This window comes from Leifsonia sp. 22587 (genome assembly GCF_052044215.1).
GTDB classification, from domain to species: domain Bacteria; phylum Actinomycetota; class Actinomycetes; order Actinomycetales; family Microbacteriaceae; genus Leifsonia; species Leifsonia shinshuensis_C.
The window spans coordinates 289,660-302,429 of the sequence record NZ_JBQENB010000002.1; the positions used below are offsets into that span (position 1 = coordinate 289,660).

13 protein-coding genes and 1 riboswitch are annotated in these 12,770 nt (G+C 70.4%); of the genes, 8 read left to right on the plus strand and 5 right to left on the minus strand.

The window, feature by feature from the left end; translation table 11 throughout:
• Positions 1-8 precede the first annotated feature (8 nt).
• The 3 genes from trpS to ACTJI1_RS09360 are packed head-to-tail and all read left to right on the plus strand — an operon-like array spanning position 9 to position 2,349.
• Positions 9-1,019: a tryptophan--tRNA ligase gene (gene trpS, locus ACTJI1_RS09350; RefSeq protein WP_440742405.1), complete on the plus strand. Its 1,011-nt coding sequence runs from the start codon at positions 9-11 to the stop codon at positions 1,017-1,019.
• A complete protein-coding gene (locus ACTJI1_RS09355) occupies positions 1,019-1,612 on the plus strand; it encodes a GNAT family N-acetyltransferase (protein WP_440742406.1) in 594 nt (197 codons plus the stop codon). The genes trpS and ACTJI1_RS09355 overlap by 1 nt, the downstream gene beginning before the upstream one ends.
• Positions 1,609-2,349, plus strand: a complete 741-nt coding sequence (locus ACTJI1_RS09360) for an HAD family hydrolase (protein WP_440742407.1) — start codon at positions 1,609-1,611, stop codon at positions 2,347-2,349. Before ACTJI1_RS09355 ends, ACTJI1_RS09360 begins: the two co-directional genes overlap by 4 nt.
• Positions 2,350-2,405: 56 nt before the next feature.
• Here the strand turns inward: ACTJI1_RS09360 and glpK are convergent, their stop codons facing one another.
• The 3 genes from glpK to ACTJI1_RS09375 all read right to left on the minus strand — a co-directional run bounded on the left by glpK (position 2,406) and on the right by ACTJI1_RS09375 (position 6,647).
• Positions 2,406-3,926, minus strand: coding sequence for a glycerol kinase GlpK (gene glpK, locus ACTJI1_RS09365; RefSeq protein WP_310134544.1), 1,521 nt, complete (start codon positions 3,924-3,926; stop codon positions 2,406-2,408).
• 72 nt (positions 3,927-3,998) lie between these two features.
• Complete coding sequence (locus ACTJI1_RS09370) at positions 3,999-4,727, minus strand: MIP/aquaporin family protein (RefSeq protein WP_396427127.1); 729 nt, start codon at positions 4,725-4,727, stop codon at positions 3,999-4,001.
• A 180-nt stretch (positions 4,728-4,907) separates the two neighbouring features.
• Complete coding sequence (locus tag ACTJI1_RS09375) at positions 4,908-6,647, minus strand: FAD-dependent oxidoreductase (protein ID WP_440742408.1); 1,740 nt, start codon at positions 6,645-6,647, stop codon at positions 4,908-4,910.
• A gap of 139 nt (positions 6,648-6,786) precedes the next feature.
• Here ACTJI1_RS09375 and ACTJI1_RS09380 point away from each other — a divergent pair, with 139 nt between their 5' ends.
• The 5 genes from ACTJI1_RS09380 to ribH all read left to right on the plus strand — a co-directional run bounded on the left by ACTJI1_RS09380 (position 6,787) and on the right by ribH (position 11,670).
• On the plus strand, positions 6,787-7,800 hold the full coding sequence (locus ACTJI1_RS09380; RefSeq protein ID WP_310134536.1) for a sugar-binding transcriptional regulator: 1,014 nt from the start codon (positions 6,787-6,789) through the stop codon (positions 7,798-7,800).
• A 96-nt stretch (positions 7,801-7,896) separates the two neighbouring features.
• Positions 7,897-8,050, plus strand: a riboswitch (FMN riboswitch).
• Positions 8,051-8,122: 72 nt separating this feature from the next.
• Positions 8,123-9,253 carry a bifunctional diaminohydroxyphosphoribosylaminopyrimidine deaminase/5-amino-6-(5-phosphoribosylamino)uracil reductase RibD gene (gene ribD, locus ACTJI1_RS09385; RefSeq protein WP_440742409.1) on the plus strand — a complete coding sequence of 377 codons (1,131 nt, stop codon included), beginning with the start codon at positions 8,123-8,125 and terminating at the stop codon, positions 9,251-9,253.
• Between the two features lies 1 nt (position 9,254).
• Entirely contained in the window at positions 9,255-9,899 is a 645-nt protein-coding gene (locus tag ACTJI1_RS09390) for a riboflavin synthase (RefSeq protein ID WP_310134529.1), read from the plus strand.
• Positions 9,896-11,197 (plus strand): GTP cyclohydrolase II, encoded by a 1,302-nt coding sequence (ribA, locus tag ACTJI1_RS09395; protein WP_440742410.1) that lies wholly within the window; start codon positions 9,896-9,898, stop codon positions 11,195-11,197. Before ACTJI1_RS09390 ends, ribA begins: the two co-directional genes overlap by 4 nt.
• Positions 11,194-11,670, plus strand: coding sequence for a 6,7-dimethyl-8-ribityllumazine synthase (gene ribH / locus ACTJI1_RS09400; protein WP_440742411.1), 477 nt, complete (start codon positions 11,194-11,196; stop codon positions 11,668-11,670). Before ribA ends, ribH begins: the two co-directional genes overlap by 4 nt.
• 52 nt (positions 11,671-11,722) lie before the next feature.
• Here ribH and ACTJI1_RS09405 read toward each other — a convergent pair whose 3' ends face one another.
• Both ACTJI1_RS09405 and ACTJI1_RS09410 read right to left on the minus strand, forming a co-directional pair.
• A complete protein-coding gene (locus ACTJI1_RS09405) occupies positions 11,723-12,133 on the minus strand; it encodes a VOC family protein (RefSeq protein WP_440742412.1) in 411 nt (136 codons plus the stop codon).
• Positions 12,130-12,768 carry a dihydrofolate reductase family protein gene (locus ACTJI1_RS09410; RefSeq protein WP_440742413.1) on the minus strand — a complete coding sequence of 213 codons (639 nt, stop codon included), beginning with the start codon at positions 12,766-12,768 and terminating at the stop codon, positions 12,130-12,132. The genes ACTJI1_RS09405 and ACTJI1_RS09410 overlap by 4 nt, the downstream gene beginning before the upstream one ends.
• Positions 12,769-12,770: the final 2 nt, after the last annotated feature.

Genomic DNA, 12,770 nt, shown 5'->3' on the forward strand with positions numbered 1-12,770 from the left:
AGCAGATCATGACAACCAAGCCCCGCCTCTACTCGGGCATGCAGCCCTCGGCCGACTCCCTGCACCTCGGCAACTACATCGGAGCCCTCCTGCAGTGGAAGGAGCTCCAGAGCAGCCACGACGCCTTCTTCTCCGTCGTCGACCTGCACGCCATCACCGTGTCGCAGGACCCGGAGGAGCTGCGCGAGAAGACCCGCCGGACGGCCACGCAGTACATCGCGGCCGGCATCGACCCGGACGCCTCCACGCTCTACGTGCAGTCGCACGTCCCGGCCCACGCGCAGCTGGCCTGGGTGCTGAACACGATCACCGGCTTCGGCGAGGCGTCGCGCATGACGCAGTTCAAGGACAAGTCGGCCAAGCAGGGCTCCGAGGCGACCTCGGTCGGGCTGTTCGCCTACCCGGTGCTCATGGCCGCCGACATCCTGTTGTACGAGACCGAGGTGGTCCCGGTCGGCGACGACCAGCGCCAGCATGTCGAGCTGACGCGCGACCTCGCCGAGCGGTTCAACAGCCGGTTCGGGCAGACATTCGTCGTGCCGCAGGCGATGATCCTGAAGGACAGCGCCCGCATCTACGACCTGCAGAACCCCGAGTCGAAGATGTCCAAGTCGGCCGAGTCCGGCGCGGGCATCGTGTGGATGCTCGACGAGCCTGACGTGACGCGCAAGAAGATCATGCGCGCCGTCACCGACACCGACGGCGTCGTGGCGTTCGACCGCGAGGGCAAGCCCGGAATCTCCAACCTGCTGAGCATCTACGCCGCCCTGACCGGCCGGTCGATCGAGTCCATCGAGCTCGAGTACGAGGGCAAGGGCTACGGCGACTTCAAGAAGGGGCTCGTCGAGGTCGTGGTGGAGGAGTTCGCCCCCGTGCGGCAGCGCGCGCTCGACCTGCTGGCCGACCCGGGAGAGCTCGACCGCATCCTGGCCGTCAACGCCGACCGGGCGAGCGAGGTGGCCGAGGCCACGCTCGAGCGCGCGTACGAGCGGGTGGGCTTCCTCCGCCGGGGCCGCTGATGCCGCATCCCGTCGAGCTGCGCGGCGACCGGGTCGTGCTGTCCACACCCACGGAGGCGGACATCGACCGCATCGCCGAGGTGTGCAGCGACCCGGCCATCGCGCGCTGGACGACCGTGCCCGCCCCGTACCTCCACCGGCACGCGGTCGGGTTCGTGACGAAGGTGGTCCCGGACGGCTGGGCGAGCGGACGGGTCTGCACCTGGGCGGTCCGCGACGACGCAGCGCTGGTCGGCATGATCAGCATCGGCGACATCCACGGGCACCAGGGCGAGATCGGCTACTGGCTTGCACCCGAGGCTCGCGGCCGCGGCGTGATGTCGGAGGCCGCGCGCCTGGTGATCGACTACGGGTTCGCCCCGGCGCCGCAGGGTCTCGCCCTGCAGCGGATGGTGTGGCGGGCGCTGGTCGGCAACGCCGCCAGCGCCGCGGTCGCGCGCCGCGCCGGTTTCCGCTGGGAGGGCGTCGTGCCGAAGGGCGCCGAGCAGCGCGGCGAGCGGTTCGACGAGTGGCGCGGCAGCATGGGTCGGGACGACCCGCGGCAGCCCGCCGGCGACTGGCCGGACGTCTCCTTCGTCCAGGCTCCGCTGTGACGGCGGCGACACCTCCCCGGGTCGTGCTCTTCGATCTGGACGACACGCTGTTCGCGCACCGGGCGGCGGTGGAGTCCGGCATCCTCCGCTACGCCGAGACGCTCGGCGCTCCGTACGGCGCGCTCGAGGCCGAGGAGCTGACCTCCATCTGGCACGACCTCGAGGAGGAGCACTACCACTCCTACCTCGCCGGCCGGCTCGACTTCGAGGGCCAGCGCCAGGCTCGCGCCCGTGACTTCGCGGCCCGCCACGGTGTCGCGCTGACCGACGAGCAGGCCAGCGCCTGGTTCGCCGACTACTTCGAGCACTACGTCGCGGCGTGGTCGCTGCACGACGACACCACCGCCGCCCTGGATGCGCTGGAGCGCGCCATCCCCGGTGTCCGCTTCGGGCTCATCACCAACGGCGACCTCGCGTTCCAGCGCCGCAAGGTGGAGGCCGTCGGCCTGGATGCGCGGATGGAGCACCTCATCGCCTCCGGCGAGCTGGGCGTGGCGAAGCCCGACCCGGCGATCTTCCGGGCCGCCTGCGCCGCCTTCAGCGTCACCGAGGCAGAGGCGGCCTACGTCGGCGACCGGCTGCGGACGGACGCCATCGGCGCCGCTCAGGCCGGGCTCACGGGCGTGTGGCTGAACCGGCGCGACGCGGTGCCCTCCCCGGACGACGAGAGGGATGCGATGCTCGCCGGCGTCAGCACGATCCGGTCGCTCGACGAGCTGGCGCCGCTGCTCGCCTGAGCGGACGGCGAAGCGCCGCCCGGCGAGGCCGGACGGCGCTTCGTGAGGCGGACTGCTCAGGCGTTGCGGACGTCGTCGTCGACCCAGTCGAAGGTCTTGGTGACAGCCTTCTTCCAGAGCCGCAGCTGACGCTCGCGCTCCTCCGGCTCCATGTTCGGAGTCCAGCGGCTGTCCTCCTGCCAGTTCTTGCGCAGGTCGTCGAGGTCCGACCAGAAGCCGACCGCGAGGCCCGCGGCGTACGCTGCGCCGAGCGCGGTGGTCTCGGCGACCACCGGACGCACCACCGGCACACCGAGGATGTCGGCCTGGAACTGCATGAGCGTGTTGTTGGCGATCATGCCGCCGTCCACCTTGAGCTCCTGCAGGTCCACGCCGGAGTCCGCGTTGACCGCGTCCAGCACCTCGCGCGTCTGGAAGGCCGTGGCCTCCAGCACCGCGCGGGCGATGTGACCCTTGTTGACGTACCGCGTGAGGCCCACGAGGGCGCCACGCGCATCCGACCGCCAGTACGGCGCGAACAGGCCCGAGAACGCCGGCACGAAGTACGCACCGCCGTTGTCGTCGACGGTCTTGGCAAGGTCCTCGATCTCCGGCGCGCTGGAGATGATGCCGAGGTTGTCGCGCAGCCACTGCACCAACGAACCGGTGACAGCGATCGAGCCCTCGAGCGCGTAGTGCGGAGCGTCGTCGCCGAGCTTGTAGCCCAGCGTCGTCAGCAGACCGTTCTTCGAGTGGACGATCTCCTCCCCCGTGTTGAAGATGAGGAAGTTGCCCGTGCCGTAGGTGTTCTTGGACTCGCCCGGATCGAACGCCGCCTGACCGAACGTCGCGGCCTGCTGGTCGCCGAGGATGCCCGCGACGGGCACCTCGCGGAGCAGGCTGGACGACTCGACCTGGCCGTAGACCTCGGACGAGCTCTTGATCTCCGGGAGCATCGACTTCGGCACGCCGAACGCCTCGAGGATGTCGTCGCGCCAGGTCAGCGTCTCGAGGTCCATGAACATGGTGCGGGACGCGTTGGTCACGTCGGTGACGTGGACGCCGCCGTCGGGACCGCCGGTGAGGTTCCAGAGCACCCAGGCGTCGGTGTTGCCGAAGAGCAGGTCGCCCGCCTCGGCGCGCTCGCGCGCTCCTTCGACGTTCTCGAGGATCCAGGTGATCTTGGTTCCGGAGAAGTAGGTCGCCAGCGGGAGGCCGACGATCGACTTGAAGCGCTCGACGCCGCCGTCGGCGGCGAGCCGGTCGACGATCGGCTGGGTGCGGGTGTCCTGCCAGACGATGGCGTTGTAGACGGGCTCACCCGTGTTCTTGTCCCAGACCACCGCGGTCTCGCGCTGGTTGGTGATGCCGACCGCCGCGATGTCGTGGCGGGTGAGGTCGGCCTTGGAGAGCGCCTGGCCGATCACTTCGCGGGTGTTGTTCCAGATCTCGACCGGGTTGTGCTCGACCCACCCTGCCTTCGGGAAGATCTGCTCGTGCTCCAGCTGTCCGGTCGAGACGATCGACCCGGACTTGTCGAAGATGATCGCCCGGGTGCTGGTCGTGCCCTGATCGATGGCGACGACGTAGTCGGCCATAGGTAACTCCTTTGTTCTTTGGGGGTGGAACGGGAAGGGGCCGGCGGGATTCCTCCCGGCCGGCCCCCGGTGTCACTTGAGGATGGGGAGCAGGAGAAGCGCGAGCCATCCGGCGAGGAGGCCGCCGATGATCGGTCCGACCACCGGGACCCAGGAGTACGCCCAGTCGCTCGAGCCCTTGCCCTTGATCGGGAGGAAGGCGTGGGCGATGCGCGGACCGAGGTCACGGGCCGGGTTGATGGCGTATCCGGTCGGACCACCGAGGCTGGCACCGATGCCGACCACGAGCAGGGCGACGGGCAGAGCGCCGAGGGCAGCGAGTCCGGCTGCCTGACCGGGCTGGTGGCCGAAGGCGATCACCACGAAGACCAGCACGAAGGTGCCGATGATCTCGGTGACCAGGTTCCAGCCGTAGCTGCGGATGGCAGGACCGGTCGAGAAGACGCCCAGCTTGTTGGCGGGGTCGGGCTCCTCGTCGAAGTGCCGCTTGTACGCCAGGAACGTCAGGACGGCGCCGATGATGGCACCGATCAGCTGAGCCAGGATGTACAGCAGCACCGTGATGAAGTTCACCGGCACGAGGGTGCCCGCCGCCGCGGAGCCGAACGCCTTGGCGCCGTTGGCGACGAGACCGAGCGTCACGGCGGGGTTGAGGTGCGCACCGGAGTTGTAGGCGACGATCACACCGGCGAAGACCGCGAGGCCCCAACCGAAGTTGACCATCAGGAACCCGCCGTTGAAGCCCTTGTTCTTGATGAGGGCGACGTTCGCCACGACACCGGTACCGAGGAGGAGCAGCATCGCTGTGCCCACGAGCTCGGACAGGAAATCTACACCGATATTGTCCACGTTGACCTTCCAGTTGTTCAGTTGACGCGCACCCTGTTGTGCGTTCTGGTGTGGTTATCGTCAGGGTGAGCCCTTGAACGCTATTGCGGTCGCGCTCGCCTTGACAAGAACCGTGTCATGCACGTTCGTGCATTATCGAACAGCCGCGGCTTCGCTCCCGTCCCCCGACTTGAGCTGCACCCGATGGGCGTCGGCGAGGTCCGCTACGAACGAATCTTCCTCCTCCGCCCGCTGGTTTGGCGACCATCCGAGCGCGTTTGCCGCGATTTCGCCGATCTCGTGCACCAGAGCGGGTGTCACGGAACCGGTGAAGGCCAGGCTGGTGCGCCGCAGGAAGAGGTCGCCGAGGTGCACCACGTGCTCCGAGCGCACCAGGTGGTCGATCTCCGCGCGGGAGTATCCGGGGGCGGCGGCGAGCGGTGCGTCCTCCCCGTCCCAGCCGGCGATCGCATCCAGCACGAACGTGGCCTTGGTGCCGTACCGGTTCAGCAGCACGGCAGCGCGCTCGGCGCCCACGTCCGCCCCGTAGCGGGCGATCCAGTCGCGCTCCGTCTGCGGGGTGGTCGGGAAGCCCGCGCCGCCGCCGATCGGCAGGCCGAGGGTCTGCACGGTGCGCTTCACTCCGAGGGCGTCGAGGGTCTCGTTCGCGAGGTGCTCGCTCAGCGCACGGAAGGTCGTCCACTTGCCGCCGACCAGGCTCAGCACGGTGGTGTCGCCGAGGCCGGCGATCGTGCCGGGCACGATGCGGTAGTCGCGGGAGACGAAGCCCGGCGCGGTGTCGTCGTGGTGCGGGAGCGGGCGGACGCCGGAGAAGGTGTAGACGATCTGCTCGCGGGTGACCGGGATGCCTGGGAAAACGTGCGCGACCAGTTCGATGAAGTAGTCGATCTCGTCCTCGGTGATCACCGCGCGCTCCGACATGTCGGCGTCGATGTCGGTGGTGCCGACCATGACCCGGCCCTTGAGCGGGTAGATCAGCACGATGCGGCCGTCGTTGTTCTCGAAGAACATCTCGCGGCCCTTGCACGCCTCGAGCAGTTCGCGGTTGTCGAGCACGATGTGCGAGCCCTTGGTGCCGCCCATGTAGCGCGTCGCGGATCCGAGGGCCTCGTTGGTCAGGTCGGTCCACGGTCCGGAGGCGTTCACCACGACGTCCGCGGTGATGGCGAACTCCTCGCCCGTCTCGCGGTCGCGGACGAGCACGCCGCCGTCGCGGGTGCCGATCGCCTCGACGTAGTTGACGGCGCGGGCGTGGGGGCCGGCGGCGAGGCCGTCGGCGAGCACGTCGAGCGCCAGGCGCTCCGGGTCGTGCACCGAGGCGTCGAAGTAGGTGGCGGTGTATTTGAGACCCGGGTTGAGCGCCGGGAGGATCTCGAGGGACTTCTTGCGCCCGTGGAAGCTGTGCCGCGGCACCGAGCCTCCGTCGCGCGAGAAGGAGTCGTAGATGGTGAGGCCGGTCTTGATGAGGAACGCGCCGCGCTCCTTCGGCTTCCCCTGCTTGTGCGTGAGGAAACGGAGCGGGGCGGCCAGGATGCCCGAGAAGGTCGAGAAGATCGGGATGGTCGTCTCGAGCGGCTTCACGTAGTGCGGGGCGATCTTCAGCAGGCCGTTGCGCTCGGTGACCGACTCCTTGACGAGCCGGAACTCGCCGTTCTCGAGGTAGCGGATGCCGCCGTGGATCATGTGGCTGGAGGCCGCCGACGCGCCGGACACGAAGTCGTTGCGCTCGACGAGGACGACGTCGACGCCCTGGAGCGCCAGGTCGCGGAAGGTGCCGAGGCCGTTGATGCCGCCGCCGACGACGAGCACCTGTGCTCGGGGGCGTTCGCGGAGGCGCTGGACCTCGGTGCGGGTGTTCGACTTCGTCGTCACGATTCTCTCCTGTGCTTCTGTCTTGCGGATGCCGTGTGGTTATAGTCTTCGTGGCAGCACAACTTCGATCAAGCGCCCTGCACATACGTGCAGCACCGGATCGGTCCCGAGAAGCCGTCACACCGAAGAAGGCCCCCCAATGCCCCAGCCCGACACCGAGCACCTGCCCGAGAAGGTCCGCGATGCCCTCAAGGCCGGCCACCTCTATTACATGCAGGACCTGACGATGGAGGCGATCGCGCACGAGATGCACACGTCGCGCTCGTCGGTGTCGCGGCTGCTCAGCTATGCGCGCTCGTCCGGTCTGGTGACCATCCAGATCGCCGAACCGCACGAAGGTGCAACGCGCATCCAGCAGACGATCCACGAGCGCTTCGGCATCGCGGCGCACATCGTCCCCATGCCGAGCGCGATCAGCGACGTCGACCGGCTGGAGCGCGTCGCGATCTCCGCCGCGCGCATCCTCGACCGCTTCATCGACTCCAACCAGACCGTCGGCATCGCCTGGGGCTCGACGATGAGCGCCCTGAGCCGGCACCTCATCCCGAAGGAGCTGCACAACGTCGAGTTCGTGCAGCTGAACGGTGCAGGCAACACGTACACGACGGGCGTGCTCTACGCGTCGGAGATCCTGCGCCGGTTCGGCGACACCTACTCGGGCACGATCCAAGAGTTCCCCGTCCCGGCGCTCTTCGACGACCCGCAGACGAAGATCGCGATGTGGCGCGAGCGCAGCACCCGTCGCATCCTCGACATCCAGGAGCGGATGGACGTCGCGCTGTTCGGCCTCGGCTCGCCGTTCTCGGAGGTGCGCTCGCACGTCTACGCCGGCGGGTACCTCGACCAGGCCGACTACGCGTCGCTGGACGACTCGGGCGTCGTGGGCGACGTCGCGACCGTGTTCTTCCGCGAGGACGGCAGCCACCACGGCATCCCTCTGAACGAGCGGGCCAGCGGCCCGGACATCGACCTCATCAAGCGCGTGCCCCGCCGCGTCTGCATCGTGTCGGGCCCATCGAAGGTGCACAGCCTCCGGGGCGCCCTCGCCGCCGGGCTGATCACAGACCTCATCGTCGACGAGGGGACCGCCCGCGCCCTCGTGCAGCTGACCCAGCCGGTCGCCCCGGCGGCGGAGGCCGCAGAGGCGGCCTGACCGCGCTCCTACGCCGCCGCCCGCCGTCATCCGGCGTCGCACGACGCCCGGGAATAGTCGGCGCGCGTGCGCGTTGATCTAGACTCGACAACGAAATACGTGCTCCGGGGTCGGTGAGAGTCCGAACCGGCGGTGATAGTCCGCGAGCGGTGCGCCCAGGCGCCCTGCTGAGCCGGTGGAATTCCGGCACCGACGGTAATGCGTGCAGGCGACAGCCCTCGCGCTCAGTCCGGATGGGAGGAAGCACGGTGGGCGGCTCACGCGAGCCTGCGCCCACGCGACCCCGGCGACACGTCTCGACGAGAGACAGGATGGCAACCGGATGACGTGGGACGCCGCAATGCGCACGGCGCTCGAACTCGCCGCCAACGGGCCTGCGACGGGCGTGAACCCGCGCGTCGGCTGCGTCCTCCTCGACGCCGAGGGGGGCATCCTCGCCGAAGGCTGGCATCGCGGTGTCGGCACGCCGCACGCCGAGGTGGATGCGCTGAGCAAGCTGCCCGAGGGCGGAGCCCGCGGCGCGACCGCCGTCGTCACCCTCGAGCCCTGCAACCACTGGGGTCATACGGGCCCCTGCTCCGAAGCGCTCATCGCGGCCGGCGTCTCCCGCGTGGTCTTCGGCACCGACGACCCCGGGCACCACTCCGGCGGAGGCGCCGAGCGCCTGCGCGAGGCCGGCGTCGAGGTGGTCGCGGGCGTGCTGCGCGACGAGATCGACGTCTTCCTCGGCGACTGGCTGACCGCCGCCCGGCTCGGCCGCCCGTACATCGTGGTCAAGTGGGCGAGCAGCCTGGACGGCCGCGCGGCGGCCGCGGACGGCAGCAGCAAGTGGATCACCGGAGCGGCGGCGCGGCAGCGCGTGCACGAGCAGCGGGAGGCGTCCGACGCGATCGTGGTCGGAACCGGCACGGTGCTCGCCGACGACCCGAGCCTGACCGCTCGGGGCGACGCCGGCGAGCTGATGGGCACGCAGCCCACGCCCGTCGTCATCGGCACCCGCGCGGTGCCCAAGGACGCCGCAGTCTTCTCGCACCCGAACCCGGTGGTCTTCGAGGGGACGCACGACCTGCACGAGGCCGTCGCCGACCTGCACCAGCGCGGCTTCCGGCGGGTGTACGTCGAAGGCGGGCCGACCCTCGCCAGCGCGTTCATCGCCGCCGGCCTCGTCGACGAGTACGCGATCTACCTCGCCCCGACCCTGCTCGGCGGCCCCCGGGTCGCGATCGGCGACATCGGGGTCGGGAGCATCGGCGAGCAGCGCCGGCTCCGCATCCTCGACATCGAACGGCTCGGCGGCGACCTGCTCGTGCGCGCCGTGCCCGTCCCGGCGCCGGCCCTGCGCGCAGACCGCGCGCCGGCCGGCGAGCACGTCCCCGTCGACGTCGGCGGGGCCGACATCTTCCCAACACCCCCGATCCCCGCACCCCCGATCCCCACCGGCCAGGAGGGCTGACATGTTCACCGGAATCATCGAAGAGCTCGGCGAGATCACGGCGGTCGAGCGCAGCGCCGACGCCGCCCGCGTGACCGTGCGCGGCCCGCTCGCCGTCAGCGACGCCCGCCACGGCGACTCCATCTCGGTGAGCGGCGTGTGCCTCACCGTGATCGACAGCGACGCCGAGAGCTTCACCGCGGACGTCATGGCCGAGACCCTCGCCATCAGCACCCTCGACGATGTGCAGCCCGGCCGCCGGGTCAACCTGGAGCGCGCCGCGCAGGTCGGCGACCGCCTGGGCGGCCACATCGTCCAGGGCCACATCGACGGCACCGCGACCGTGCTCTCGGTGACCGACGGAAGCGCCTGGCGCGTCGTGCGGCTCTCCCTCGACCCGGAGCACGCGCCGCTCGTCGCGCGCAAGGGCTCCATCGCCATCGACGGCGTCTCCCTCACGGTCAGCGAGGTCGGCGGCGGCCGCGAGGACGGCTGGTTCGAGGTGTCCCTGATCCCGGAGACCCTCGCCGCCACCACGCTCGGGGACCGCGTCCCGGGCGATCGCGTCAACATCGAGACGGACATCCTCGCCCGTCATGTCGAGCGCATGCTGGCGCTCGAACCGGCCGCGTTCGGCGCGGCCCTGAGCGAACGGAGCTCCTCATGAGCCTGGCCACCATCCCCGAGGCCCTGTCCGAGCTGCGCGCCGGCCGGCCGGTCATCGTGGTGGACAACGAGAGCCGCGAGAACGAAGGCGATGTCGTCCTGGCCGCCGAGCTGGCGAGCCAGGAGTGGATCGCCTGGACGGTGAAGAACTCCTCCGGCTTCATCTGCGCGCCGATGACCAACGAGATCGCGGACCGCCTGGAGCTGCCGGTCATGGTCGCCCACAACGAGGACGCGCGCGGCACCAACTACACCGTGAGCGTGGATGCGGCCGACCGGCTCTCCACCGGCATCAGCGCCGCCGACCGCGCGCACACACTGCGCGTGCTCGCCGACCTCGACTCGACGCCGTCGAGCCTGCACCGGCCGGGCCACATCCTCCCCCTGCGCGCCGTCGAGGGCGGTGTGCGCGAGCGCGACGGGCACACCGAGGCCGCGGTGGACCTGCTGAAGCTCGCCGGGATGACCCCCGTCGGGGCGATCGCGGAGATCGTCGCCGACGACGGCGAGATGATGCGCCTGCCCGGTCTCATCGACCTCGGTCAGCGCGAGGGCGTCCTCGTGGTCACGATCGAGTCGCTCATCGCCTACCTGCAGGAGTTCCACTGCGACCAGCCTCTGGAGACGGTGACGCCCATCCCGGAGACGTCGCGGGTGATCTTCGAGGTGGAGACCACTGTTCCGACCACCCACGGGCCGTTCCGGATGCGCGCCTACCGCGACCGCATGACCGGCGCCGACCACGTGGCGATCGTCGCAGGCACCCCGCAGCGCGACGGCACGCTGGTGCGCGTGCACTCGGAGTGCCTGACCGGCGAAGCCTTCGGGTCGCTGAAGTGCGAGTGCGGGCCTCAGCTCGACGCCGCTATGGACACCATCCAGCGCGAAGGCGGCGTGGTGGTGTACCTGCGCGGCCACGAGGGACGCGGCATCGGCCTGATCAACAAGCTGCGCGCCTACAAGCTCCAGGAGGAGGGCCTCGACACCCTCGACGCCAACCTCGCCCTCGGCCTGCCGATCGACGCCCGCGACTACGGGGCGGCCACGGCCATCCTGCAGGATCTCGGCATCGAGTCGGTGCGCCTGCTCACCAACAACCCGGAGAAGGTGCGCCAGCTGGAGGAGCACGGCATCGAGGTCGAGGAGCGCGTGCCCCTCGTCGTCGGCGTCGGCGCCTTCAACGAGGGCTACCTTGAGACCAAGCGCGACCGGATGGGTCACGCGATCGGGGACATCGACCCGGTGTCCGCGACGAACGAGACGGCCGCGGGGATCGCGGCGGGGAGGACCACACGATGAGCGGAGCGGGAGCACCGGACGCGCAGGAGCGGATCGACGGGAGCGGCCTGACCGTCGTCGTCGTCGCCGGCAGCTGGCACGAGACGATCAGCGAGGCGCTCATCGCGGGCGCCCAGCGGACGCTGGACGCCTCCGGCGCCACCCACTCGCTGGTCCGCGTACCGGGCAGCTTCGAGCTGCCGGTGGTGAGCAAGGCCGCGCTCGAGGCGGGCGCGGACGCGGTGGTCGCGCTCGGCGTCATCATCCGCGGCGGGACGCCGCACTTCGAGTACGTCTCCGCCGCCGCGACGGACGGCCTCACCCGCGTCGCCCTCGACACCGGCAAGCCGGTCGGCTTCGGCGTGCTCACGCTCGACGACGAGGCCCAGGGCATCGACCGCTCCGGCCTGCCCGGCTCCAAGGAGGACAAGGGCGCCGAGGCGGCCCACGCCGCTCTCGCGACCGCGGTGGCCCTGCGCGAACTGCGCGGCTGACACCGCAGGCCCGACGGCGGTCCGGTCGCTTCGGCGGCCGGACCGCCGTCGTCTATGCCCTCCAGGGCATGTGCTGCAGCGCCCAGGTGTTCCCGTCGGGGTCGGCGAACCACGCGTAGAACACGCCGCCCATGTCCTGGACGGGCGACACGTCGATGCCGCGCTCGACGAGGGCGGCGCGGGCCGCCTCGATGTCGGCGACCACGAGGTGCAGACCGCGCACGGAGCCCGGCTCCGACGGCGCCTGACCGATGCCGGCCGTCATCGTGATCGAGCAGTACGATCCGGGCGGGGTCAGCTGCACGACGCGCACACCGTCGGCGGGCCGCACATCCACATCCAGCGTGAAGCCGGCCTGGTCGCGGTAGAAGCCGATGGACCGGTCGATGTCGGACACCGGCAGCATCACCAGTTCGAGCATCATCGCCCCGGCGGGGACGGGCGGGGTCGGGTTCTCGGTCATGATGCCTCCTGGTCGGTGCTGAGCGCCGCGGGTCCGCGGCGCACCGGGTAGCGCAGGTGCAGCACGCGCTCCCCCGGGATCACGACGTCCGGGTCGTCGAGCACGAGCGGTGCGCCCGTGAACGACCCGAAGTACCGCCTGCCGCGGCCGAACACGGCGGGCACCACATCCATCGCGACGTAGTCGATGAGTCCGAGCGCGAGCGCCTGACCGCCGATGTCGCCGGCCGTGACGCCGACCTCGCCGTCGCCGGCGAGCTGCTGCGCGAGTGCGACGGCGCCCTCCACCGAGTCGACGAAGTGGTACGACGCCTCCGGGTGCCAGCCGTCGGGCTTGGGGCGATGCGAGACGACCACCACGTGGTCGCTCGCCGGCGGGTGGCCCTGCCAGCCGTCGGTGAGGTCGAACAGCCTGCGCCCGATGACGAGCGCGCTCTGCCGCGACCACATCCCGCTCACGTAGTCGACCGACGCGGCCGAGACGCGGAACGGCCCGCTGTGCACCTCGGGATGGTCCTCGACGTCCAGGGGATGGTCGCCGCCGAAGTACCAGTCGTGCAGCGGCCCGACGTCGTCGTGCTCGTCGGCGATGAAGCCGTCGAGCGACGCCACCGCATGGAGGTACGTCGTGCCCACGG